This window comes from Fictibacillus enclensis (genome assembly GCF_030123385.1).
In the GTDB taxonomy this organism is placed as follows: Bacteria; Bacillota; Bacilli; order Bacillales; family Fictibacillaceae; genus Fictibacillus_C; species Fictibacillus_C enclensis.
Window position 1 is genome coordinate 4,581,327 of sequence record NZ_CP126109.1, and the last position, 26,269, is coordinate 4,607,595.

The 26,269-nt window shown below is 42.1% G+C and carries 25 protein-coding genes; 3 read left to right on the forward strand and 22 right to left on the reverse strand.

What is annotated here, in order from left to right; genetic code table 11:
• Positions 1–27 precede the first annotated feature (27 nt).
• The 6 genes from QNH15_RS23685 to QNH15_RS23710 are packed head-to-tail and all read right to left on the reverse strand — an operon-like array spanning position 28 to position 6,743.
• Positions 28–723 carry a sugar isomerase domain-containing protein gene (locus QNH15_RS23685; protein ID WP_283891029.1) on the reverse strand — a complete coding sequence of 232 codons (696 nt, stop codon included), beginning with the start codon at positions 721–723 and terminating at the stop codon, positions 28–30.
• Complete coding sequence (locus tag QNH15_RS23690) at positions 723–1,880, reverse strand: N-acetylglucosamine-6-phosphate deacetylase (protein WP_283891031.1); 1,158 nt, start codon at positions 1,878–1,880, stop codon at positions 723–725. The genes QNH15_RS23685 and QNH15_RS23690 overlap by 1 nt, the downstream gene beginning before the upstream one ends.
• Positions 1,881–2,651, reverse strand: a complete 771-nt coding sequence (locus QNH15_RS23695) for a glucosamine-6-phosphate deaminase (protein ID WP_283891033.1) — start codon at positions 2,649–2,651, stop codon at positions 1,881–1,883.
• Positions 2,635–3,945 carry a neutral/alkaline non-lysosomal ceramidase N-terminal domain-containing protein gene (locus QNH15_RS23700; RefSeq protein WP_283891035.1) on the reverse strand — a complete coding sequence of 437 codons (1,311 nt, stop codon included), beginning with the start codon at positions 3,943–3,945 and terminating at the stop codon, positions 2,635–2,637. The genes QNH15_RS23695 and QNH15_RS23700 overlap by 17 nt, the downstream gene beginning before the upstream one ends.
• Positions 3,946–3,948: 3 nt before the next feature.
• Positions 3,949–5,211 carry an AGE family epimerase/isomerase gene (locus QNH15_RS23705; protein ID WP_283891037.1) on the reverse strand — a complete coding sequence of 421 codons (1,263 nt, stop codon included), beginning with the start codon at positions 5,209–5,211 and terminating at the stop codon, positions 3,949–3,951.
• 23 nt (positions 5,212–5,234) lie between these two features.
• A complete protein-coding gene (locus tag QNH15_RS23710; protein ID WP_283891039.1) occupies positions 5,235–6,743 on the reverse strand; it encodes a sodium:solute symporter family protein in 1,509 nt (502 codons plus the stop codon).
• Between the two features lie 245 nt (positions 6,744–6,988).
• Here QNH15_RS23710 and QNH15_RS23715 point away from each other — a divergent pair, with 245 nt between their 5' ends.
• The gene (locus QNH15_RS23715; protein WP_283891041.1) at positions 6,989–7,114 is read left to right on the forward strand and encodes a hypothetical protein; all 126 of its coding nucleotides are present in this window, start codon (positions 6,989–6,991) and stop codon (positions 7,112–7,114) included.
• 271 nt (positions 7,115–7,385) lie between these two features.
• Here QNH15_RS23715 and QNH15_RS23720 read toward each other — a convergent pair whose 3' ends face one another.
• From QNH15_RS23720 to QNH15_RS23795, 16 genes are all read right to left on the reverse strand, one after another.
• Positions 7,386–8,162, reverse strand: a complete 777-nt coding sequence (locus QNH15_RS23720; protein WP_283891043.1) for an IclR family transcriptional regulator — start codon at positions 8,160–8,162, stop codon at positions 7,386–7,388.
• A 79-nt stretch (positions 8,163–8,241) separates the two neighbouring features.
• Positions 8,242–8,412, reverse strand: a complete 171-nt coding sequence (locus QNH15_RS23725) for a hypothetical protein (RefSeq protein WP_347343364.1) — start codon at positions 8,410–8,412, stop codon at positions 8,242–8,244.
• Between the two features lie 72 nt (positions 8,413–8,484).
• Positions 8,485–9,951, reverse strand: coding sequence for an alpha-ketoglutaric semialdehyde dehydrogenase GucD (gene gucD / locus QNH15_RS23730; protein ID WP_283891047.1), 1,467 nt, complete (start codon positions 9,949–9,951; stop codon positions 8,485–8,487).
• Between the two features lie 110 nt (positions 9,952–10,061).
• Positions 10,062–10,964, reverse strand: a complete 903-nt coding sequence (locus QNH15_RS23735) for a fumarylacetoacetate hydrolase family protein (RefSeq protein WP_283891049.1) — start codon at positions 10,962–10,964, stop codon at positions 10,062–10,064.
• A gap of 197 nt (positions 10,965–11,161) precedes the next feature.
• A complete protein-coding gene (locus QNH15_RS23740) occupies positions 11,162–11,923 on the reverse strand; it encodes an SDR family NAD(P)-dependent oxidoreductase (RefSeq protein WP_283891051.1) in 762 nt (253 codons plus the stop codon).
• Between the two features lie 52 nt (positions 11,924–11,975).
• Positions 11,976–13,169: a hydroxyacid-oxoacid transhydrogenase gene (locus tag QNH15_RS23745; RefSeq protein WP_283891053.1), complete on the reverse strand. Its 1,194-nt coding sequence runs from the start codon at positions 13,167–13,169 to the stop codon at positions 11,976–11,978.
• Entirely contained in the window at positions 13,162–13,626 is a 465-nt protein-coding gene (locus QNH15_RS23750) for a MaoC family dehydratase (protein WP_283891055.1), read from the reverse strand. The genes QNH15_RS23745 and QNH15_RS23750 overlap by 8 nt, the downstream gene beginning before the upstream one ends.
• A gap of 3 nt (positions 13,627–13,629) precedes the next feature.
• Positions 13,630–14,829, reverse strand: a complete 1,200-nt coding sequence (locus QNH15_RS23755) for a CaiB/BaiF CoA transferase family protein (RefSeq protein ID WP_283891057.1) — start codon at positions 14,827–14,829, stop codon at positions 13,630–13,632.
• A gap of 22 nt (positions 14,830–14,851) precedes the next feature.
• On the reverse strand, positions 14,852–15,997 hold the full coding sequence (locus tag QNH15_RS23760) for an acyl-CoA dehydrogenase family protein (RefSeq protein WP_283891058.1): 1,146 nt from the start codon (positions 15,995–15,997) through the stop codon (positions 14,852–14,854).
• A gap of 10 nt (positions 15,998–16,007) precedes the next feature.
• Positions 16,008–16,787 (reverse strand): enoyl-CoA hydratase/isomerase family protein, encoded by a 780-nt coding sequence (locus QNH15_RS23765; RefSeq protein WP_283891059.1) that lies wholly within the window; start codon positions 16,785–16,787, stop codon positions 16,008–16,010.
• Positions 16,768–18,528 carry an FAD-binding protein gene (locus QNH15_RS23770; protein WP_283891061.1) on the reverse strand — a complete coding sequence of 587 codons (1,761 nt, stop codon included), beginning with the start codon at positions 18,526–18,528 and terminating at the stop codon, positions 16,768–16,770. Before QNH15_RS23770 ends, QNH15_RS23765 begins: the two co-directional genes overlap by 20 nt.
• A 75-nt stretch (positions 18,529–18,603) precedes the next feature.
• On the reverse strand, positions 18,604–19,029 hold the full coding sequence (locus QNH15_RS23775) for a MaoC family dehydratase (protein ID WP_283891062.1): 426 nt from the start codon (positions 19,027–19,029) through the stop codon (positions 18,604–18,606).
• A 78-nt stretch (positions 19,030–19,107) separates the two neighbouring features.
• A complete protein-coding gene (locus QNH15_RS23780; RefSeq protein ID WP_283891063.1) occupies positions 19,108–20,139 on the reverse strand; it encodes a TRAP transporter substrate-binding protein in 1,032 nt (343 codons plus the stop codon).
• Between the two features lie 71 nt (positions 20,140–20,210).
• Positions 20,211–21,494, reverse strand: a complete 1,284-nt coding sequence (locus tag QNH15_RS23785; protein WP_283891064.1) for a TRAP transporter large permease — start codon at positions 21,492–21,494, stop codon at positions 20,211–20,213.
• Entirely contained in the window at positions 21,491–22,057 is a 567-nt protein-coding gene (locus QNH15_RS23790; RefSeq protein ID WP_283891066.1) for a TRAP transporter small permease, read from the reverse strand. Before QNH15_RS23790 ends, QNH15_RS23785 begins: the two co-directional genes overlap by 4 nt.
• A gap of 36 nt (positions 22,058–22,093) precedes the next feature.
• Complete coding sequence (locus tag QNH15_RS23795) at positions 22,094–23,140, reverse strand: LacI family DNA-binding transcriptional regulator (protein ID WP_283891068.1); 1,047 nt, start codon at positions 23,138–23,140, stop codon at positions 22,094–22,096.
• Between the two features lie 384 nt (positions 23,141–23,524).
• Here QNH15_RS23795 and istA point away from each other — a divergent pair, with 384 nt between their 5' ends.
• Both istA and istB read left to right on the forward strand, forming a co-directional pair.
• Entirely contained in the window at positions 23,525–25,081 is a 1,557-nt protein-coding gene (istA, locus tag QNH15_RS23800; protein ID WP_283889901.1) for an IS21 family transposase, read from the forward strand.
• Positions 25,074–25,823, forward strand: a complete 750-nt coding sequence (istB, locus tag QNH15_RS23805; protein ID WP_283889899.1) for an IS21-like element helper ATPase IstB — start codon at positions 25,074–25,076, stop codon at positions 25,821–25,823. Before istA ends, istB begins: the two co-directional genes overlap by 8 nt.
• The last annotated feature ends 446 nt before the right edge of the window (positions 25,824–26,269 follow it).

Sequence of the window (26,269 nt, forward strand, 5' to 3'; positions counted from 1 at the left end):
CAGACTCCTATATGTTTAATCCAAACACTACAATTTTTTGATTTTACCTTTGAATCGCTCAATGAATTGTCCATTCCACTCATCTCCGCCTGAGGCATTGCCACTCTTCCATATAGGGGGAGTTACACCATCCTTTGCCAACATCCCGATTGCTTCTGCCGCCATGGCATTTAGCAGGAACGAATTAGCGAAGGTCGAACTGTCGAGAACGACATCTACTAACTCATACAAATTCTTTTTTGATGGATGCCTTGCCGGGTGATCAGCTGGAGTTTCGTCTGCATGACTTCTTGAGGTGACGCCAATGGTCCGAATGCTCCGTTTTTTCGCCTCCAATGCCGCATCGATCGTTGCTGAGTTGATGCCATAAGCATTGATGATAATTAGCAGGTCACCTTGCTGAAGTCCGTATTCATCCATAACAATACTACTGTATCCCGGAGTCCTCTCTATAGCCATGGAACGCAATGCCCCGCTGCTTAACAAGGTCCCCTCATCCAAAATGGCACTCACATGCATCAGGCCACCGGCGCGAAAAAATAGCTCTTGAGATCCCAGATTGGAATGCCCACCTGGACCATATGCATAGACCAGTCGATCTTCTTTAATTTGGTCTGCGACCATTCGGGCAGCCTTTAATATGGATTCCCCTTCTTCATCATGAAGTTTCTTCATATGCTTCGTTACTTGTTCCAAATACTGAGTGGTTAAACGATCGCTCATTATACATATGCCTCCCTACTCTTGTACATCTTTATCCCTCGTTTGTAAGTTTCGATAACCTCAATTCCCGCTGGAGTCCGGTGAAAAAGGATAAAATCCGCTGGAGCCCCCGCTGAAATTCCCCTTTGTTGCGGAAGACCCAGCAATGCAGCAGGATGAAGAGACGCCATATTGACCGCCTTCTCAGGCTCGCATATCTCGCTTTTTATGAGGTGATTTATTCCCCAGAGTTGAGGCTGGGCGGAACCCGCTAATAATTCGGGTTGATCCCGCATAGAAAGCCTGCCGGATGGATGGAGTTCTACTGCTCCCCCGATATGCAGATCATATTTTCCAGGAGGCATACCAGCTAATGAGACGCAATCACTGATCAGGATGGCTTTCTCTCCTTTCATCCTGATAAAAATCTTTAACACAGAATCAGGTAAGTGAAAGCCATCAGCAATCATGCTTGCCGATAAATGATCACTGGCCAGTTGCTCCCAGAGATAATTTGGATGTCTCTTTAAGAAGAGATCCGCTCCGTTTCCAAGATGAGTGGACAATTGCGCGCCAGCTTTAATCGCTTCTTGAATTTGTTCAGGATCGGCTGAGGTATGCCCTATGGATACAACAATGCCTTGAGACGTGCATTGTTTTATAAATTCAACGGAATTCGGCCATTCAGGTGATAGGGTTATAATTGATATCCTTCCTCCTGATGCTTCTTGCCACTCAAGGAACTCCGTCCAGTCTGGTCCTTTGACATACTGTTTATTATGAGCCCCTCTTGGGCCATCCTTCGGAGATATATAGGGTCCCTCCAAGTGAATGCCCGCCATCATCTGGTTTATGACATCATCTTGTTCTGCTGCTTTTCGGATCGCCTGTAGTAAAGCAAGAATATGGTCAGGGCTGTTGGTGATGACCGTTGGCAAGAAAGTGGTTACTCCCTGACTCGCTAATGCACGGCATACCTGTTTAATCGACTCAAAATTCAATGGTGGTGTATTGAAATCCACTCCTCTATACCCATTGACTTGGATGTCTACGAAGCCAGGCGCTATATAAGGTAAAGATTCTTCTGCAGGGTGAAGATTTACCGCTGAAAATGTTCCCTCTTCAATCGTTACATCTATCGGGCGACCAGTTTTATAGTGAATGGCTTGTAATTTCACCTACTCACCACCATATGAGTCGCTGTCCAAGTAGAGAATGCAGTTTGGATGAATTCGTAAAATGGATGCCGGGCAACGCTCAGAGATTTCTCCATTTAACGTCTGATGGACAGCAGTTGCTTTAGTAGGGCCAGGAACGACACAAAACAGAAAGTGTCCTGATATCAAGGCAGGAATAGTTAACGTCAAAGCTGTTTTTGGCACGTCATCAAAGGCAGCGAAACAGCCATCATTTACTTGCTGCTGTCTGCATGCTTCATCCAGTTCTACTTCTTTCATCGTTTCAGGGTCCTTAAAATCAGCAACTGGCGGATCATTAAAAGCAAGATGACCATTCTCCCCGATTCCCAAACACACAATATCAATCGGTTTTTCATTGATTAGCTCAGCATAACGTCTGCATTCCTCATGAGATGGATTTGTTCCATTGATTACGTACGTGCGTTTAAAGGGAACTTTTGAAAAAATACTAGTTGTTAAAAAGTAACCAAAGCTCTGTGGTGAATCTTCAGCCAGACCGGCATACTCATCCATATGAAAAGCTATAACTCGTGACCAGTCAATCGCAGGATGATGAACCAAGGCTGCCAGCAGTTCCTTTTGTGAAGGAGCAGCCGCGAAAACCATTCTTACTTCTGATTGTTTAGACAAAAGCTCTATTAATCTATCTGCAACATCTGACGCAGCCTCTATCCCCATAGCTTCCCTGGTCAAAAATACTTTTACATTCAAATGATCAAACTGCTTAACAATTTCAGGGCTGTATTCCATTAGATAACCATTCTCCTTTCAGTATGAGTTCATCTATCCCTCGATAAATTTCCTTTTCAATTTCTTTTGAAAATGGAGAGGGCAATGCAAAGTAAGAACAAGACTCAATCGCTTCATAGCCACCCTCGGAAATTTGGTTGGCTGTTGGTACATAGCCGATCATCCCATTGCTGTAGGGAAGCGGTATAATTTTTCCGTCATATTTCTCTTTAAGTTGAAGTCCATATTCAGCCACCACTTCAGCATTAAAGGTAAGAAATGATAGGTTCGAGCTAATCTTCCACAATGTCATTCGCAATGGGACCGTATTACCTTGACCAAAGAACTTTTTCTGCACAGCCCTTTTCCATTCACTCTTCAATTCAACAGGCTGTATTGTATCTTCAAAACAAGGATGGTCATAAAATGCTAAACGAATCTCAGAGCTATGAACCTGAAACTCTTCTACTTCAACCTTGCTCCACTGACCATTGGTTAATACTCCGTCAATTTTTTTTGCCAGCTTCATTCCCAATCGCTCGATGTCCTCCTGTTTACCTCTGTAAAATTCTCCTTCTTTGATTAGAGCAGGCCGGATATCTCCACAGCATCCCTGAAGGTATCCTGCTAAGAATCTTTGATTATACGATTCCTCAAGAACTGCCATTGCATGGCCCGGAAACTCGGAGGATATAGCATTGTCACCTGTCGTGGTGGGGTGGCATGTATAATGCGTTAACAAGGCTTTCATGTTTCCGGATGCTGTTATAAACTTTAATAGAATGACCTCAGAGTCTATCACGCCGTCAGGATTCGGTGCCATCACGATTTTCCCATGATCAAACTGCCTTCTGTTCATTCCAATGTGACAAGTGGTCGCTGCTCTTTTTATGGCAACGGCTTCTGTATTATTTCTTGCCGATTCGATTGCGTCCCGTAACTGTCGCTTCAGAAACTCTAAGTAATGTTCATCCGCCTTGCCCAAGTAAGCAGTAAAATGATTGCTGGTTTGAGGCCCTGAGTGATTATGGGTCGCATGTAAGATGATGGCATCCCACTCAATACCCCACTCTTTTTTTATTTCTCTTTTGAGAAGCGATACATAGTCCGATCCCCACCAGATCAAGTCGCCAATTAACAGCACAGCATGCTTCGTTTCTTCCTTTCCTTGATGCCAGGAAAAGTAAAATGCCCGCAAGTTTAACCGCGACTTCACCTCCTCAGAGGGAGTTTGTCTATGGGCATATCCAGCAAGTTCAACGGGATGCTCCGGTGTGATATCTACTTTTGATGTTCCAAGAAACAACTGCATCATTCATCACTCTCCGCCATGCTGCTTTTGAAGCAGTTCGATCATTAATAAAAAATTACGCAAAATATGATAGGGATCCTTCACCGGCAAAGCTACCAGCTTATTAATAGGCATACCCTTGCGATCCCTGATTTGGATCCACTCTCCTACATCTTGATTTTCATTAGGAAACGTCTGTAAGACATATTCTTGAATACGATGAAACCATTGCTCAAACACAGGATTCCTCGTATAGCAAAACGCATAAAGTGTGGCGTACAGCACCTCTGAATGAGGCCACCAGAGCTTCGTATCCCATGTTTCTTCGATCAGCCTTTCGTATTCTGTACTAATTCTCCGCCCTTGTGGCTTTCCTCCATCCACATCAATAAATCGGTAAAGGCCTCCATATTCCTGGTCCCAGCCTCCCTCCAGTATCGTTAGAATGGACGTGCATGCGTCTTCCATCGTTTTTTTATCGTTCCTTTTTTCGGCCAGTGCCATCACAAACCACATGCATTCAATCCCATGTCCGGGGTTTCGGTGACGGTATAAAAGTGTATCGCGTAATGGATCTTCATCTGTCTTTAATTCTTGAATCGTCCCGTCCTTCATCCGAAATGTATTCATCACATCCGTCATGAACCCTGCCGCTTGCTGTTCAAGCAATGGTGCATCGGAACTTCCGAGCTGCTCTGCTGAATCTGCCAGCTCCTGAGCCACATTTAAGAGAATCATCGGAAACGAATGAGAAGAGAACTCCTGAGGGACCGGATAGGGTTCACTCCTCACCTTTCCCATGTCCAACCGATTCAAGAGATGGTTAAACGTGTTTATAGCTTCCGTTAGAATTTCTTGGTTCCTTGTAGCTCTGCTGTATTCGGAAAAGCCAAGTATGACGAAACAGTCTGCAAAGAAACTCGTATCATACCCTTCTCCTTTTATACTTTCCTTCTTTTCTCCGTCTTCCGTTAGCAAAAAAGCACAGTTTCCGTTCTCCAAAAAAGCATTTTTCCTCAGGAATTCGTATGTTATTTCTGCATGCTGCAGGAAAAATTCCTGGTCTCCATTCATCAAGCCCTTTTTCATCATCTGATACAGCCGGCTCTCTATCCATAAAAACCTTCCTTGTGACCAGGTATACTTATCCCGTGAAAGAAGAGTATCCCCCTTGTTGTTAAAGCATGTGTACACTCCGCCGTAAACATGGTCCATCGCTTTTTCCCAAAACGGCAGCAAGGAGGTTTGGACATGTCGTTCGGTATTCTTTAATAGCTCGTTGAAATTCATGGTTCTCTCCTTTTTTATACCTCTTATAAGGCGAGATCACTTCCATCTCCAGCTTTATCTTTTTCCTTCCTGCTTAAGGAAGCTAATAAGTCGTCAACATCTGATAACACTGGCTGATTACGGTTTAGCCAGCCCACTGCACTATAGGTAAAAAATGAAATGAGGACAGGTGTACCTACCTGAACCGCTAAAGATACGTCGAGACCATAATTCACCACAACGAATCCAGCAAGCCCCGCTGCAATAGAAACAATAGCCGCTACCGGACCGCAATGCTTAAATGCAGGAAGAAGTCCAAACAGCATAGGAATGGAAACCGGGCCTACCAGTGCGGCAAACCATGTGATTAATAATCCGATGACGCCTCCGAACATGTCAGAATTAATAGCGACTATCAGTGTTAAAGCAGTGAATAGGAGTGTTGTAATACGGGCAATTTTTAATGCCCGTTTTTGGGACATCTGGACAAACCGTTTGGACATAACAGGCAGGATATCACGGGTAATAACAGAAGCAATGGTGTTCGAATCAGAGGATGTCATGGACATGGTGGCAGCAAATAGTGAAGCAAGAACAAGACCGACCAATCCTTGCGGGAGAAGTTCCTGGGTGAGAAGAGCATAGGATTGTGTAGGATCTTTTAAGTTAGGCAGGATCAACGGAGCTGCCCACATTGGGAAAAACAAAATGATCGGCCAAATGAGATAAAGAATAGCGGAAAGCAAGGATGACTTTTTGGCCTCTTTACCAGAAGGAGAGGAAATAAAGCGTGTCGCCAGATTCCACGTCCCCCCGTTATAGCTGAGCAGTACGATAAAGGCGTAGATTATAACGTATCCGGCAGTATAGGGTTCCCTGAATGGATCACTGTTTGCAGCTGGAAGCTGGTCCCATATTCCCATAAAGGAACTCGGTCCGCCAAGCTTCATCATGACCACAACAAACATAACGATCCCGCCAAGAAGCTGAACGACAAATTGGACAAAGTCATTTAGTACGTCTGCCCACAATCCCCCAACCGTAATATAGACAAGAGAAATCAATCCAGAGATTAATACACCTGTCATAATGGGAATCCCCGTAAACACATTTAGGAGAATACCAATTGCCGCCCATTTGGCACCAACATCAAATAGCTTGAGCAGTACTCCGCTCCAGGCAATGACTTGCTGTGTCGGGATGTTATACCTGAGTGCTAAATACTCAGTGGGTGACTCAATGTTCAAGGTTGACCGGAGCCGGGACCATCGGGGTGCAAATAAATACGCACCAATCGTACAGGCTACGAAAATAGGGAGCGCCCACCAAAAATAAAGACTGACTCCTTGTGTATACGCTAATCCTGCATACGCCACAAATACAGCACCACTATGGCCTGATACGTGATGAGAAATTCCCGATAACCACCAGGGCATTTTCCCCCCTGCGACAAAATAGTCCTCGGATCCTTTGACCATTTTGAATGACCAGAATCCAATAATCAGCATGACAATAAAAAACAAACCCAAGACCAACCAATCCAAAAAGTGCATCCTCTAACCCCCTCTAATAATTAATCCTAAACTATGACTAATTAAAATTAAAATATCACCGACCTGTTTAAATGTCAATAATATTCTGATAATTCATTTTGTAATTGTCAGGACCCACCGTACGTTTTCCATATACGGTGGGTCCTGACATGGTAAAAGGTTTATTACCAAAAAAGTTTTCAAAGTAATGACTCCTTTTTCTCTATTTAAAGTGTGAAGATCTTTTTATAGAGAGGAAGAGTCACATGGTGCCTGGAAAAATTACGAATTTTAAAGAGCTGAGTGAGTTTCAAACGGTAAAGGAGTTCAATGAATCAAACAAACACTTTTTGGAGGTTCATGGGGACAAGTTTACGAAGGGGGAGTTTTAGACCGTTTCTTCTATTCTTCCTTTCATAAAAATTCCCCATTAAAAAGAACTTATGTCGAAAGATCGACACAAGTTCTAAAATGCCTATTGAATTGTCAGCACCCCTGTAATAGGAAGTCTTATTACATCCCTATTTAAGAAGTAACGATCTCATTTTTCTATTTCGTTCTAATCTTTCCAATTCATCAACTAAAATTATATGAATAATTGGGACATTTTTTTACGAACTAAATCCGCACAATACCTTTGCTGCAACTTACGAATTCCTATTTTTATTCATATTTGTAAGTCTGAATATCGCAGTCTAATTTGTGTGAAATTATTTCTGCTGTTTTCTTAAGCATATTAACGCGTTCATTTAACAGTGAATTATTAATAAGGTGTACCCTTTGCGACATACTTATTGCAGCAACAACATTTCCTGTATGGTTTCGGATTGGAACTGCGATACACATTACACCGGGTATGTTTTCCTCGTTATCTACAGCGTACCCGTTTTCTCTTACATTCTTTAGCTCAGCCAAAAAGTCGTTTTCATTCGTAATAGTATTTGGTGTATGGCTTATATAATCGTAGCCCTCTAAAAGTGCTCGCATTTCTTCCTTCCCTTTAAAGGCTAAAAGCGTTTTTCCTTCTGCGCTGCAGTGAACCGGAATTCTACGACCAATACTTGAATATAGAATGGTGTCAGCTGAACCTTCGACTTTGTCAATATAGACCCCCTCTTTTCCGTCAAGGATGACAAGGTGGGTTGTGTTTCCTGTTATCTTTGAGATTTCAATTTGGTGTTTTTTGGAAACCGTTCGGATACTAAAACTATTAATGAAAAAGTTTCCTCTTTCAAACAGTTTCATTCCCAGCTTGTACTTTCCGTTGTCTAAGTTTTGTTCGATATAGCTGTGCTGCTGAAGTGTCTTTAATAAAGAATGGACAGTACTTTTATGAAGTCCCATTCGCAAGCTGATGTCATTAATTTTCAGTTCTTTTTCGTATTTATTAAACAAATCCAGGATACGGAGGGCCCGGTCAACAGCCTGAATAATTGGCAAACTCAATTACCCCTTTGCAATAAAGTAAAGCTTCGTGTTTCAAAGTTGAAAAATCTCAGCTCCAGCTCAATAAATGTGTTCAGGTGAGTATACTTTTTAAAAGATCCATCTTTGTTTGCCAAACTTTTTCGCTCAAATCTACAAAGTAAGTCTGAGGGTTCAGTTTACGTAAATGCTCTGGCCAGAACAAGCAAATTTGTTTTTGATGATAAGTTCTTATGGCATCAACCGATGGCAATTCATAAATCAAAGTTGTTTATAAAATAGAAAGGCTAAACAAGGAACCCATATTCCCTGGGTTTCTAAATGACCGAGTGTCTTTTTAAGGTTTGACAAACACTGTTTTAATAGATGTAAAAAATTCAATGGCAGCTTGTCCTTGCTCCCTAGAATGAGAACTAGATTGCTTCATTCCACCGAATGGAGCTTGCAATTCTACCCCCGCCGACTCGGCATTGATTCTTATAAGCCCAGCTTCCATATTGTCAATGAAGGAAAGCATGTTTCCAATATTCGAAGTGAAAATAGACGCACTTAATCCGAATTGAACATCATTGGCGATATGTAACGCTTCTTCAATGTTTTCAACCTTAATTAAAACAAGAACCGGTCCAAAAATTTCTTCTTGGGCGATCGCCATACTGCTATTAACATTTTCAAATATTGTCGGCTGAACGAAGAATCCATTCTTCAATTCTTCCACTTCATACCTATTCCCACCATGAAGTAGTGTTGCCCCTTCGTCCCACCCTTTTTGGATATATGAAAGAACCGTATTTAATTGGGATTCACTACTACACGGTCCCATCCACGTGTCACTATTAAGACCGTTGCCAACCTTTATCTCTTTTACCTTCGAAAGAAGTTTTTCTTTAAACTCGTTATACACGGTTTTCTGTACAATTACTCGGCTGGTAGCTGTACACTTTTGTCCTGTAGAACGAAGACCACCACTAATCGTCGCTTCAACAGCCAAATCAAGGTCAGCATCTTCGGCGACAATTACAGGGTTTTTGCCCCCCATTTCAAGCTGATATTTTGCTCCACGGGCAAGGGCCCCTTGTCCCACTCGCTTGCCTACTTGGTCAGAACCCGTAAAAGTAATTCCGTGAATATCAGGATGATCAATGATTCCCTGACCGATCACAGATCCTGGACCAGTAACCATATTAACGACTCCGCCCGGCAATCCCGCTTCATGGAAGCATTCAATTACCCTTGCAGCTGTAACCGATGTCTCTTGAGCAGGTTTTAATACAACGGTATTTCCATAAACAATTGCTGGTGCGATTTTCCAAATTGGAATGGCCACAGGAAAATTCCAAGGGGAAATAACTCCTACTACTCCTAATGGTACACGAGTCGTAAACATTAGAGCTTGGCTTTCTGTGGAAGGAATTACGTCCCCCACTTTTCTCATACCCTCCCCCGCAAAATAGCGAAGAATAGCTACTCCTCGCGCGGTTTCACCTTTTGCTTCTACGAAAGTTTTTCCCATTTCTTTCGTCATGGTTTCAGCTATTTCATCGATATTTTTTTCTAGCGAATTTGCTACCTTGTACAAGTATTCTCCTCTGGCGGGACTTGATAGATTTCTCCATATAAGTTGAGTTTTCTTCGCAGCATCGACCGCCCGGTCTAGATCTTCTTGGGTTGATTTTTGTACATATCCCACAATCTCATTCTTATTGGCGGGATTTATGCTTTCATACACATGTTGTGAAGAAGAAGGAACCCATTCACCATTGATATAATTAAGGTATGTTTTTGTTTCAGTTTTCACAGTCAAATCTATCACTCCTTTATTAATGACGCATATGTTTATTGATTTCTAATTGTTACTTGCTATCAGCTAGTTTTACTTAAGATTTAACCTATTTCTCTTTGTTAAATGTAATTTTAAGAAGTTAAGACATCCCCTCTCACTTGTGTTTTAGCCACATTCTCTAATACACCGATATCCGATATTTCAATTTCAATGTTATCTCCGTTCTCTAGCGTAAATTCGTCTGGTGGGACAATACAGGTGCCGGTTAATAGAATAGTCCCATCGAAAATCTCGTTGTCGCGTCCAAGATAGGAAACCAACTCATCATACTTACGCTTCAGCTGATCTGTGCTCGCTGTACCCTCTACCACTTTCGTTCCGTCCCGGTAAATGGCGCATTTTATTTCGAACGAATAAGGATCTTCGACTGTTTCAGCTAATCGGATGGCTGGACCTATAGAACAAGAGTTTCTCCATATTTTTGCTTGTGGTAAATACAGTGGATTTTCCCCTTCAATATCGCGGCAGCTCATATCGTTGCCAATGGTGTATCCCAATATTTCCCCTTCTTTGCTAAGTACAAGCCCGAGTTCCGGCTCTGGAATTTGCCATTTGGAATCGCTTCGAAGGTAGACTTCCTGGTTCGGGCCAACAGTTCGGGCAGCCGTTGATTTGAAGAATATCTCCGGCCTTTCTGCATCGTAAACTTTATCATAATAGGTGGTGGCATCCTCTCTTCCACCTGTTGCTTCATAATTTCTTGCTTGTTTACTTCTTTCATAAGTGACACCAGAAGCCCATACCTCCGGAGCAACAATAGGTACTAGTAACTTAAGATTCGTCGGCTTTTCGATATAAGGATCGGTGGTTTCAATTACGTCTTGAATTAAAACAACAGGCTTTACCGCTTTACGATGAGCTTCACTGATCAACTCCAAAAAGTCTATGAATGGCAATGGATACACTTTCTCATTATCGGTTATGGCGCCTAGTGTCGGAACATTATTTCCATCCAAAAAACGTACAATTCGCATAATAGATCCTCCTCGTTTTTTTAATTCCTACTAATGTTGATTCTCATTATTTTTACTCATATGGACGTTTAACGATAACCATACTTATCATTCATTGCAATTAACACAATAAAACAAGTAAAATAACGAATCAAAGTCACATGCTTTTCGTATGAAATTGGAATGAATACGTATACATTTTTAGCATTACCAAGGAATTATTTAGCCAAAGCCCCTCCATCTACGGATAAAATGGCACCTGTTACATAACGGTTTTCCGGTAAAGCAAAATATAACGCTGCTTCTGCGATTTCCCCTGGGGTTCCTAATTCGGGTGTTAAACGCCTGTTTAAAAATTCTTTCTCTATTCCATCAGGATCTTCGTGATTCTCAATTATTTCCTGAATCATTGGGGTTTTAATGGTACCTGGGCAGATACAGTTAATACGTATTCCTTTTGAAGAATGATCAACCGCCATTGCCTTGGTTAAACCCACAATTGCGGCCTTTGCAGCGCAATATGCCGAGCGATTTTTTAAACCTTTTAATCCCGCTTCGGAGGAAATATTTATGATGGATCCCCTCATTTGTTTTAACAATAAAGGGATTGCATGGTGGCTAACAAGATAAGTGGAGGTTACATTCATTTGAAAAACCTTATTCCATTGCTCTAATGTCATCTCTATGACACTTCCAGGTAGGACAAGACCTGCATTATTGACGACAATGTCAATCGTACCAAATCGATTGATAACCTTATCCACCATGGTTTTAACATTTTGCTCAGAGGTAACATCAGCGGACACAAACATGGGATCTCCGCCCTGCCCCCGAATCGTCGCAGCAACAGCTTCTCCCCGTTCTTGATTCCGCCCGACTATGATAACTTTTGCTCCTTCATGAGCAAAACGTTTCGCAATAGCTTCCCCCAGTCCTGAAGTGGAACCCGTTATAAGCGCAACCTGATCTTTTAATCTCATCTTTTCACCTCCCCTAATAAAATTGGGAAATCCTTTATTTTTCTCACTTCTATTAAAAAGCTTTATTAAGGAGAGATTTCACACCTTCAAACTGTGGTTTTTTAGGGTTTATCCGTATAAGCCTATCGATCCCAAGAGATTTTTCTACGATTAAATCAAAATGTTCTCTTTTTATTCCTATCATCTCAAGCCTTGTCGGCATCCCAAGATCGTCGACAAGCCTGGATACGAATTCTATCCCAGCCTTTGCAAGATTATATTTTCCTTCTCCCCTTTCCCCTAGAAAGATACCAATTTCTGAAAAACGGTCTACATCAGCAAACATGTTATATTCCATAACGTAGGGAAGAAGCAGACCAATAATTTCCCCATGAGGTTTTTTGGTGATTTCCGCGATGGGATAGGACAAGGCATGAATTAAAGACGTGCCCGAATTGGTAAAAGCCAAAGCTGAGTATAAGTTCCCCAAAAGCATATTTGATCGTGCTGCCAGATTGCTTCCTTGATGTACAGCGGTAGACAAATTTTCACTAATAAGGCGGATAGCTTTCTCTGCAAACACATCACTCATTGGATTGGATCCTTGGTAAATCAGATTTCCTTCGGCTTCTATATATCGGTAATCTATTGCAAAATAGGACTCGATCGCTTGGGATAAGGCATCCATACCAGTACACGCCGTAATGTATGGTGGTAGCTTAACCGTAAGTTCTGGGTCCAACAATGCTACAGCTGGCCTTAAAGATTGATCGGATATTCCCACCTTTAAATTCGTCTGTTCGTCAGTTACAATTGTGACCGGAGAGACTTCCGAACCGGTACCCGCGGTAGTCGGAATCGCAATAATTGGCCGTATACTTCCTGGAATTTTTGCTTCCCCAAAATAGTCAGCGGGATGTCCACCATAGGTAAGCAATAAAGAGATCATTTTGCATAAATCAATGCAAGATCCTCCTCCGAGTGCTATAAGTAAATCAGGCTGATATTCTTCCAGTTGTGAGAAACATGTTAAGACTGATGCCATCGTTGGTTCAGGAACCGCTTGATCGTAGACTACCAGCTTAATCCCCACGTCCCGAAGAATTTCTGTAGCCCGATTTGCAATTCCGGCTTTTACAATGCCGGGGTCTGTTATCAAGACTATTCTTTTTGGTTTAAACCTTTCAATCAAGTTAGGAAGTTGATGAATGGCCCCATTGCCAAAAAGGATAGAACTAGCACTATGAAACTTCCAATTTTTAAGCATGTTCAGTCTCCTGTGATACTACCCGTCTAGCTTTTAGACCTTCTAATTCCATTAATGCTGAATTTCCTTGTAGAACAACTGAGCCAGCCTGCTTTGAAACCATCGTTTCTAATATAAGTATACGCTTGTCTTCTTTTTTCCCTGTTACCGTTACAGTAACAGTAATCGTATCCCCGATATAAACAGGGGCTTTAAAATTAAGTTCCTGACCGACATAAACAAAACCGGGTCCTGTTAAATCAGTATGAGTGGCTGATATTATAGCTGCTGTAAACATTCCATGTACCACCCGGCGACCAAAGTGGGACTTGGATGCAAACTCATCATTCATATGAAGTGGATTGAAATCCCCAGAAAGGCGGCCAAATGCCTCTACATCCTCATCCGTTATGTTACGAATGGTGGTTTGTTGTTTACCAATTTCAATATCATCCATATTCAATAGCAAGGTACTCATTTTCTAGCCCCCTGTACGCTCCAATTTTCTTTGGTTTTCAATTACAACCCCACTTTGTAGGAACTTCTCAATTTCTTCTTCGGAATAACCATACTCATGTAAAACTTCTATTGTATGTTCACCCAGACGAGGAGGATGTTGGCTGACTCCTAACTCATGATTCTCATATCGAACAGGGTGGTTTAGTAGACGCACTTGGCCCGCATCGGGATGATTGACAGTCATAATCATTTTATTCCATTCCACCTGCGGATCCTTTTCAACCTCTTCATAACCGTTGACTGGTGAACACCAGATATCGTTGTCTTCAAATACTGAGAACCAATAATCCGTTGATTCTTGTTTGATGACCTGGGAAACGATTTGGTTAACTTCCTCCCGTTTTTCCATTTGGTCCTGGGAAGTATATTGCTCTAACTCATTATTGTTAAAGGCTTTGTTTAGCTTTTCGATCGGAGTCATAGAGATCGCGATCCATCCGTCTTTGGTTTGATAAATACCGTAAGGAGCTTGATGGAATCGGCTCCCGAGATCACTTCGCTCCCAAAGTGGCCCTTTATTTAAGTAATAAGTGAGTGGCTCAATTTGCAAATCAAGAGCAGCGTTTAAAAGATTACTTTCGACCTTTCGGCCCTGTCCTGTTTTTTCACGGCTCAGGAGGGAAGATACGATACCAAACGCAGCTAGTACTGCGGCGTGTTGGTCGACTATAGCTGAACCGACTGGGGTAGGAGGTGCGTCCTTGCCGCCTGAAACTAGTGATAATCCGCTAATTGCCTGCAGCAGCAAGTCTTGCCCAGGACGTTGTAGATAAGGACCATCGGACCCATATCCGGTGCAGGAACAATAAACCAATCGAGGGTTTATTTCTTTAAGCGCTTCATAACTGAATCCAAGTCGGTCCATCACTCCAGGTCGGAAATTCTCGACGAGCACATCCGCCTCTTTAACCATCCGATAAATGATTTCCTTACCTTCTTTTGTCCGGAGATCAATGGATAAACTTCGTTGATTGCGATTTCCTAGTAAGAAAAAAACGCTCACATCATTAACAAACGCATCAAAACCTGACCAGTGTCTTTCGAATGCTCCTTTTGGAGACTCAATTTTCACCACGTCCGCTCCTAAATCAACTAGCATCTGGACGGCTGAGGGACCTTGCAAAAAATGCGTAAAGCTTAAGACTTTGATTCCGTTTAACATCGTTGTATCCTCCCTTTTGTGATTATTTCAAAAGCATGCGAGAAATGATCATTCGTTGAATTTCCGAAGTACCTTCCACGATCTCCAACACCTTAGCGTCCCCAAAAGCTCGTGAAACGGCGTACTCACTCATGATTCCGTAACCTCCATGGATTTGAATCGCTTGATGGGCAGCTTCCATTGCTTTTTCAGTTGCAAACAGTTTCGCCATAGAAGCTTCTTTATCAAATGGTTTGCCATCATCCTTAAGAGACGCTGCATGATAGATCATTAGTCGTGCCAATTCAGTATGTGTTGCCATATCTGCAATTTTGAATTGAAGAGATTGATATTCGGTTAACGCTTTACCAAATGTAGTTCGCTCCTTCATATAGGAAATGGAGCGGTCTAATGACCCTTGTAAGATCCCTAATCCCATGGAGGCGATTAAGATTCTACCGGTATTAATAGTGGTAAGCGTTTGCTTTAAACCAGATCCACGGTCCCCAAGAAGATTTTCATTTGGAATACGGCAATTTTCGAAAAAAAGTTCACCCGTACTGGAAGCACGCCATCCGATTTTATTCAGTTTTCGGCCATACGTGAAACCAGGAGTTCGGTTGGGAACTATAAAATTCGATATCTCGTTTCGGCCATCTTCTTTCTTTCCAGTTACTGCGGCCAGCACAACCGGTCCTGTTATATCGTTATCCGAATTGCTAATGAAAATCTTGGAACCATTTAACACCCATTCATCCCCGTCAAGCACCGCATGGGTTTTAATAGACGAAGCATCAGATCCTGCATTAGCTTCAGTTAAGGCAATAGCTCCGATCTTTTCACCTGTTAAAATAGGCTTAAGATACTTGTTTTTTTGTTCTTTTGTTCCGTAATTGCTGATCAAACTACCAACCGAGGAATTAGCCATAATCGCGTTAGCAACCGCACAATCGACCCGGGCAAGCTCCTCCAGCACGATGACAAAAGATAGCCAATCCCCACCGCCCCCACCAAACTCTTCTTCATACGGTAATCCGATAAGACCAAGCTCTCCGGCCATCCTCCAAAATTTATAAGGGAATGACTGGTGCTCCCATAATTTCTCTGACATAGGGGCAACTTCACGTTCGGCCAATTCTCGGACCACTTTGCGTATCATTTTTTGTTCTTCTTTTACCTTAACTAACATCGAAGAGCACCTACCTCTGTTTTTTTCGATTTAAAAATGATTCAAAACCTTTCTTTGCATGCGGGGCACTAAAATTAACGGCATAGGCTTGCGCTTCATAGCGGAATCCATGGGCGATGTCTAGCTCTTCTCCGCGATTTAAAGCGTCTTTGGCCATCTTCAGTGTGAAGGCCTCTTTATTCGCTAAGGTGTTTGCTAGTTCCAGTGTTTCCTGTCTCAACTTCTCTAATGGACATAATTTATTGACAAATCCGAATGGTATACATTCCTCCGCCGAATAGTATTTACCGGACAGGACCATCTCCTTCGCCCGGTTAATCCCCATTTTTTTAACGGCCAATTGTGTACCTCCCCATCCCGGCATGGTGTTCAGATTGATTTCTGGAAAGCCGAATTGGGCATTCTCAGAAGCTATCACCATATCGCATGACAGAGCTAATTCAAAGCCGCCACCGAGGGCATAACCGTTTACCATCGCGATCACTGGTTTTGAATATTCATGAATTCGAAGGAAAGTTTGCTGTCCTGCCACCATTTGTTCATAGGCACCGACGGTATCTACCTCTTTTAATTGGGTGACATCGTTTCCAACAACAAAAGCTTTTTCACCAGCTCCTGTAATTACTAGAACTTTTACTGATTTGTCGAGTTCAGTTTGATCGAGAACTTGATTAAATTCTTCCAATACTCTTGGGCTGAATGAATTGAGCTTGTCCTGTCGATTGATTTTGGCTATCAAGACGTTTCCTATTTGTTCAACAAGTATGTTATCAAGCGTGGACAATTTCATAAGGATAGCTCCTAACCCATTCTTTTTCACTTTCTAATGTACGGTGTTCTATATTATCGCCTTGCATATGAGATGCAATGCGATAAAGAAATTCCTTGTCATTCCTGCTTGGAAAATCTACTCGGAAATGACTTCCTCTGGTTTCTTTTCTCAATAATGCTGCTCTTGTGATAATCTCACCTACCAATATTAGATTTTCTGCTTCTATCGCATTCATCAGTTCTTTGTTGTTGCTTACAATCATTTGTGATTGGCATTTTTCTCGAAGGGACCTTAACTTCTCCAGGGCTATGGTCAGACTATCTTCACCCCGAATGACTAGGACGTGTCTCCACATGATTTCCTGTAATTCTTTTTTAATATGATGCGGCTTAATAGACCCATTAATGGAACGTAATACACGATATCGCACTGTTTCCTCTTCAATCTGGTCATGAGGCAGTGGGATCAATTCATTATTCTTCGCAAAATTTGCGGCTGAATGTCCAGCGATTTTTGCATACACCTGGCAAGTCAGAATCATGTTCCCTCCTAATCGGTCAGCACCATGTGGTCCACCCGCAGTTTCCCCTGCAGCAAAAAGTCCGCTGACCCTCGTTTCCGCCTTGTCATCAATCAACAATCCACCATTGATGGCGTGTCCTAATATAGCCACTTCAACCCGGGTTTTGCGAAGATCCAGCTTACGGTTTTCAATCAACCAGTTTACTGTAATATTCCATGACCTGTTTAGTTCTTCCCCGCGCTTCTTTTTAAGGAGTTTATCTATATTGATATCCGTAAAATCGACATAAACTCCTCCATGTTTTGAAGCCCGGCCTTCTTTAATTTCGGATTGGATGGCGATATCAATCCACTGAGAACCATCGTAGCTTGAGAACGGATAGTGCCCGGATCTTAAGTCCATGCACATCTCTAATGTCATGCCTGGCGGTAGATACTTATGAATGAACTCTTCTCCTAACCCATTGGTTACTTTAGGATGTAAAGCCCATAACCAGGAATTAAACATATTTTTGCATGGATAAATCAAACCGGGGCCTGCTTGCATAAATTCCATATTGACGAGTTCAGCACCGGCTTTGAACCCAATAGAGTAACCGTCACCCGTAATATCAGCTGGATTAATATTATAAGAGAAAAGCTGACCGGCTCCACCTGTTCCCATAATTATTGCTTTCGTGTGGAAGATTGTTAGCTCCCCCTCGCGATTAATGCCAATCGCACCGGCAATACGGTTATCGTCAACCAGGAACTTGGTTAAAAACATCCATTCATAGACAGGGATTTGACGGTTTGATATAGCTTCCTTTTGTGCATGAACAATGGGTTCTGCGTGTCCTGGTATGAGATGCATTCGCGGTTTAGTAGCAAAACAGCCGAGAACCTCCATGTATTTCCCGTCGTCATCCTGATGGAAAGGTATGTTCATCTGCTCCAAACCCCGCAGAGAATCAATAGCACCTTCAGTAAGTATCTTAGCGAGTTCAGGATCTGCCATACCCGCAGCTGCCCGCATAATATCAGAAAAGTGTGTGTCTGGATTATCTGCAGGGTCTACTAAACCGTCAGCCACATTATATCCAGCGATTTCGGCTATTTTAAAAGCACTGGCACCGCTTGTTCCAAATGCTCCCTTCATAACTACTGCTACTGAAGATCCCTGATCATGAGCCTCTATAGCAGCACGACCTGCTGCAGCTCCTCCACCGATCACGAGTACGTCACATTGGACAATCATTGGTGAAAACCCCTTTCTTTTTGTATTTTCTAAACGGAATGAAAAAATTCTGGTCTAAATTCATATCTTATAGGTCTATAAGACTTTTAAATACGTCTTACCTTCTGCTACAACCGCCCCATCTTGATTGGTAACAGTGGCTTGAAAAATACAAACGTTCCTTTCTTCTTCCTTTTCTACCAAATCTAACCGTGCAGTCACTGTATCGCCAAGATATACCGGTGCAGTAAACGTCACATCGTAGCGATAGGAAACAGCACCTGGTTCAGGTACTCGTGCCGCCATATAACCGTTAAGCGTAGCGAGAAAACCTACAGATAATGCCCCTTGTGCTATCCTTTTACCGAAACGAGTTTTTTTGGAGAATTCCTCGTTCAGATGTACACCGTAAAAATCTCCAACAATTCCTGCAAAAGCATATACATCATATTCAGTCACTGTTTTTGAAAACTCTGCCGTATCATTATAGTTAAAAATATCCATATTCGGTCTTTTACCCATTTTTTAAATATTCCCTCTCTTTCTAATAATCAGATAATTACCGCCAGGTTCCTGTCATAATTTGTTTAGTTTTTACCTTTATTTAGATTTTGCCGATTGAATCTCGTCAAAGAGCTTTTTTCCGTTTGGAATTTCGTTTAACAAATCATTTTGGGCTTTTTCCGTTGCTTTTTTAAATTCTGATAAATCAGGTTCAATTATTTTAACCCCTTTTTGTTTTGAAGTTTTGATCGCTTCATCATAAGCTTTCTTGTAATAATCGATACCTACTTGCAACGCTTCCTTAGATGATTCTTTAATAATTTTTTGTTGTTCTGGTGTTAAAGCATCCATCTTTTTCTTAGACATGATAAGTAAAGCTGGTAAATAATGTACCTTTGTCTTGTTGTAATACTTAGACACTTCCACAAACTTATCCATGACAAATTGGTCTGGAGATGTATCTCCACCATCCACTACTCCCTGCTGCAAGGAAAGATACACTTCTGAGTACGCCATAGGTGTAGGTTGAGCTCCCAGAGATTCATATGCTTTTACATAACCGGGGGCCTGCATTACACGCACTTTAAACTTGTGCATATCGGTTACCTTGTGAATTGGCTTCGAAGAAAATACATTTCGCTCGGCCACCGATAAAAAGCCCAAACCGACAAGACCATGTTGAGGTAGCATATCTAAATATTTTTTGCCTACTTCTCCCGCCAGGACTTTATTCGCCTGGTCAATGCTGTCAAACAAATAAGGCACATCAAAAATGGAATACTCTTTTATCGTATTTTCTAGAGGTGCCTGTGCGGTGACTACCATATCCATTGATCCCGAACGTACGCCTTGGATCATTTTCACTTCACCGCCCAACTGGGACTGAGGAAATACAGTAATTTTAATCGTTCCTTTGGACTTTTTCTCTACTAATTTTGCAAATTCTTTAGCCATTACATTATAATGACTATCCGGTGCCAGAGTATGACCCAATTTAAAATTTACGACTTTTGTTGAGTTTTTTCCGGATTCTGCACCATTCGTAATATTACTACAACCAGTTAATACAGTGCCTAACATAAGAACAGATCCTATAAGAATGGAGCAAAGTTTCTTATACATTTTCATAAATTTACACCTCATCTATTCTCAATTTTTTCTGAATATAATCGAATTTCTAGTAGTTCTACCTCCTTTTCTTATTTTGAAAGCGATGGAAGCCACATCGAAATAGCGGGAATATAACTGATGATTAATACATCTACAGTTAATATTGCTAGGTAGAGCAAAACAGGGCGAGTCAATTGACTCATTTTTAGATTAGCAATCTGACAAGCCACAACTAGGTTTACTGCTACTGGAGGAGTTAGCATCCCGATAGCCATATTAACAACCATGATAATTCCAAAATGAACTGGATCGATTCCAAATTGCACAGCAATCGGTGCTAAAATTGGGGCGATAATAATAATAGAAACTAATGCTTCCATGAGGGTTCCCGTGATGAATAAGAAGATGTTAACTAGTAGTAAGAAAACAATGGGGCTATCTGAGAAGTGGGCTAAAGCCTCTCCGAGCTTTTGTGGCACTTCTTCTGCAGTCAAAATGTAACCAAAAATTGATGCGTAGGCGACAATCAGCATGATTATAGAGGTTCCAACCGCTGACTTTCCAAGAATGGGGAGTAAGTCTTTCCATTTTAATTCTCGATACACAAACATACATACAATAAATCCGTAAACCACCGCAACGACAGATGCTTCTGTGGGTGTAAACACACCTTCATAGATCCCGCCGAGAATAATGATCGGCATTATTAAAGCTAGAAATGAGTCGGTAAAGGCTCTCCACAGTTCTATCAACCATTGGCGTAAACTTGTACGATTCACAAGGTCGAACCCTTTCACTCTTGCAACAATGATAATCGTCAAAACAAGGGAAATTCCGATTAAAAGACCTGGAATAAAACCTGCAAGGAAAAGGCTTCCGATAGAAACATTTGCAACTAAACCATAAACCACCATAGGAATTGAGGGTGGTATGATAACTCCAAGTTCCCCGGCCGCGGCACATGTAGCCGTGGCGAAATTTTTTGGATAGCCCTTCTTCTCCATCGCAGGTATCAACGTTGAACCAACGGCTGCTGTTGTTGCGGAAGATGATCCTGAAATCGTGGCAAAAAACATGGAAGTTAGTACAGATACTGAACCAAGTCCACCTCTAAACCAACCCACTAATACATTCGCCAGATTGATTAGACGTCTCGACATGCCGCCAGTCTGCATAAGGTTGCCTGCTAATATAAAAAAGGGGATGGCCATCAGGGAAAAAGAATCTAAACTTTCATAGACGGCCTGAGCCAAAGTAATTAGAGGATAACCACCTACTTGTAATGCCACCAAGGATGAAAATCCCAAGCAAACCGCAATAGGAACGCTAATTAATAAAAAGACCAAAATGGCAATAAACAACGCTGAGATCATACAGCAGTCTCCTTTCTGTTCGTCTTATAATCTGCTAACGCTTCTTCCACTTCTACGTCTATTACCTCAAGAATGTCTTTTTTATTTACATAAGCATCTACTAATATTGTAATCGTGTTTAAAATCATCAATCCTGACCCCACTGACATGGCAGCATATATGTAAGACATTGACACCTTCATCACTGGAGACGTTTCTGACAGCCCGAACTGTATCCAAACTAAGCCAATAACAAAAATGAATGCGTAGAAGATGAGAGAGGCGATATGAGAACCTACTTTTACTAGCCTTCCAACCAAAGGCGGGACAGATTGAATTAATATTTCAACAGCAAGTGAATTGGCTTTTCGTGCAGCTACTGCTCCACCAATAAAAACGAGCCATATCATAAGATACCTTGCTAATTCTTCTGTCCATGGAGCAGAAAACTGTCCACCAAATGAGGTGAGGACAAATCGAACCATTACTTGATAGAACACCACCAGGGTCATCACCGCTAGGACAAGTCCGAGTAACTTCTCCAGAACTTGATTAAGCTTATCTACCCATTTCACAAACACCATGTGATCAACTCCTCGTTCCTATTAATTGTAACTTCATTAATTTGGGTCCTTCAGATTTGCACCGCAGGTTTTTCGAACAATTAATTGAGGTTCAAGCTTGATGTTCCAAGGATTCTGCAGTTCCATTTCAGTACAATTTTCTTTCCCTCCCTCATTCTCAATCTTTTTCATCAATCGTTCCACTGCTAATCTAGCCATCTCTCCAGCCTGCTGTCCAACCGTAGAAAGCCCTATCAAGCTATGCCCTGAAATTTTAGTATTATCAAATCCCACTAAGGCAATGTCTTGGGGTATTCGATATTGATTCGCCATTAAATATTCAATTGCATCCAGCGCCAGAAAGTCTGCCGTTGTGAAAAGAGCTGTAGGTTTGACATGGTCATTGAACATAATCTTCATGGCTTGTTCCACTTTACTCTCTGTATCGGTGAAATCAATTTCCTGAACAAAGTGATCATAGATTCTTAAATGGTTTGTAGAAAGCGCTTCATAGTAGCCTTTCATCCTCTCTTCAACGGTATCAAAAGCAACCGGTCCATGAAGGGCTCCTATTTTCGTGTGACCCAAACGAATCAAGTGGGATACTGCATCAAATCCTCCTTTTAAATTATCTTGAATCACATAATCTTCATCTTCCCGATCTCTTCTTCGATTGTAAAGAACAAAAGGAATATTATTGTTCTTTAAGCGATGAATTGGGTCATCCCTACCAACAGAGCCAATAATGACTCCATCCACGCGTTTGGTAATAAGAAGATCGATCGATTCATCCATTTTCCAAGGTATTTCTTCCGTAACACATAGAGTAACGTGGCAATTATACTTTCCTGCCGTTTTGATGATGATTTCTGCTGTCTCCGCGAAAAAAGGGTTACTCAGTCCGCCAATAATAAGACCAATATTAAAGGTTCTGCCATTTTTCATGCTACGAGCAATTGAATCAGGATAATAATTTAGCTGTTCCATTGCATTTAACACCTTGATACGAGTATCCGGCTTTACTTTTTCAGGCGAATTCATTACACGGGACACAGTTGCTTGTGAAACACCTGCAATTTTTGCTACATCTCTTGACGACATCATATCTCTCGTACCTTTCTTTATGAATACGTATACATTTTATTTTTTCAGAAAATGTATACGTATTCATTTTAGATCAATAATACCATGAATACGTATACATTTAAAATATGTATGCGCTTCCAATTAATAAAGAGTATAAACGAGGAAATTACGTTTGTCTACAATTTTTTCTAATTTTTTATAAAATTCTTAATTTTTTAACATTTTTTATGTGCCAAAGTGATTACAGCCATTGAAATGTACCACGTCTGACATCTTATTTACCAAAGAGTGACAAAGAATTTACCAGTTGATGACATGATACCGACCAAACAAATATAATGCCTCTATATAATTGATGTGCACATCCTCAGGTGTGACATCGATACATAGGAGGTATTTTTTATGCTTCAATATTCCAGGATTTTGAGGTTGAAGGAGGAAGGATTCAGCTTAAGAAGCATCGCGTCAAGCACAGGCAATTCGAGACAAAAAGTGACGGAGGTGATTGAGCGAGCAGAGAGAAAAGGGCTGAAAGAACCATTAGACGAAGATGTGACCGACAAATGGCTCGAGGAATTTTTGTTCCCTGAAAAATCTTTGAAGGCTTCAGGAAGGCAGCCCATCGACTTTGACCACATCCACAAAGAACTGGCCAAACCGAATGTCACGTTGTCGCTCCTCCATCATGAATATGAGACGGAGTGCCGTGTAAACAAGAAAATTCCTTACTCCTATCGGAGTTTTGTGCGCCATTACAGTAGTTATGCGAACAAACACAAGGCAACGCTTCGCATCCGCCGCAAACCAGGAGAAGTCATGGAAGTTGACTGGGCCGGTTCCACCGCCTTCATCATTGACCGGGACACAGGTGAAAAAGCGAAAGCCTATATTTTCGTGGCGACCTTGCCGTGCAGCCAGTTGTCTTATGCGGAAGCCAGTTTGTCCATGAACTTGTCCGCTTGGATCACGGCCCATAACCATGCGTACTCGTACTTCGGGGGAAGCACACAGATTGTCATTCCAGACAATCTGAAAGCCGGCGTCACCAAACATACGTTGCGCGAGCTTGTCCTCAATCCGACATACAGGGAGATGGCGGACCATTACGGAACAGTGGTCATGCCCGCGCGAGTAGGGGCTCCGAAAGACAAGCCAAGTGTCGAAGGGTCCGTTGGTGTCATCTCCACTTGGATTATCGCCGCACTAAGGAATACTCACTGCTTCAGCATCGAAGAGTTGAACCGGGAGGTTCGCGGAAAATTAGAAGAGTTCAATCACAGATCCTTTACACGAAAGCAGGGTTGTCGATTCTCCGCCTTTGAAGAAGAAGAGAAGTTTGCCCTTTCTCCTCTTCCCGAAATACCGTACAAAATGTCTGAGTGGAGGACAGCTAAAGTCCGACCAGATTATCATGTCTCTGTCGAGAGCATGTTTTATTCCGTCCCTTATGAATACATCAATCGGCAAGTTGAGGTACGTCTCTCAGAAAATCTCGTCGAGATCTATTTCAACCATATGCGAATCGCTTCTCACAAAAGATTATATGGGAAGTTTGGACAGTTGGCCACGACCCATGACCACATGCCTGACAACCATAAACTCTATGTCGACCAGACACCAGAGAACGCTAAGGAATGGGCGGGCAGCATCGGTGGGAACACTTTAAAAGTCATTCACTACCTTTTGGACTCTTCGCAGACAGAAAAGTTGGCCCTTCAATCGATTTTTTCACTGAAGAAGACAGAACGGCGATACTCTAAGTATGAAATTGAGCGTGCCTGTAAGATGATCATCTCGATGACCGCCAGACCTACGGTCAAAGGTATCCAAACCTTATTGGCGAACAACAAAAAAAGTGATGCCGAGCTAGAGCTGAAAAGAAAGGCAGAAAGCACCAACAACCATTATGGCTTCATGCGCGGAGCAGCCTATTACGGAGGGGCGGATACCAATGAATGAGCAAACGATGACCAAGTTGAATGAAATGAAATTAAATGGGATGGCCGAGGCCTATGCGGAACAGGCGTCCAATAGAGATTTTCAAAAAATGGACTTTGATGAGCGCTTTTCGTTACTCGTCGATTTGGAACATTCCCGTCGAAAAAACAATAAGCTGCATCGGCTGATCAACGCCGCCTCTTTCATAAATTCTAATGCCTGTATCGAAGATATTGAATACCACGCAGATCGCCGCCTGAACAAAGAGCAGATACTGAAGCTGGCCAGTGGCGCTTACATCTTGGATGGCCATAATCTGATTTTGAAGGGTCCGACAGGATCGGGAAAAACTTACCTTGCGACCGCATTTGGCGTATCAGCTTGTCGGCAATCCTTCAGAGTGCGGTATATCCGATTACCCGAACTGCTTGATGAACTCACGTTAGCGAAGCTGGCAGCTGACGGAAGTTATCGACGACTCATCAAAAAATACACAAAAGTGGACCTACTCATTCTCGACGAATGGCTTTTAACTGATCTGACGACTGATGAAGCAGCAATTCTGCTTGAGATTTCTGAGTCCCGACATAAAACAGTCTCCACCATCTACTGCTCACAAATCGATCCTAGCGGGTGGCACTTGAGATTAGGGAACGAAACCATCGCAGAAGCGATACTCGACCGGATCATCCATGACTCCTATCAGATATTGATTGATGGGGAGGTCTCTATGCGCGAGCGCCACGGATTAGCTCAGAGATAAACGGTGCCTGAGGCACCTTGAGGAAAGCAAAACGGAAGCCCTGCAGACCCAATGACTTTGGCCTGTAGGGCTTACCTGTGTGAGATGGTCAGTAAATTGGCACAAAACGGTAAAGCATACGTCACTCGGTGGTAAATAAGATGGCAGATGCGGTAAGTTTTAATGGCTGTAATCAGCCAAAGTCCTTATAACTTAATTGAAAGTTTTGAAAGTAATCTATCAATCCATAAAGTTCATCTGTCTGGATGACTACAGCCATCGAATCTATTCACCGTGGGGTGGCAGGAAAAAATGGTGAAGGGACACTCGCGGACGCAATACTTGATAGAATCTGCATGACTCATACAGTATTTTAATTGATCGGTGAAGTATCAATGATGGAACGCCACGGATTAACGAGTTATCCTTTGAAGATCGCTTTGCCTGATGGCGTGATTCAATAATCT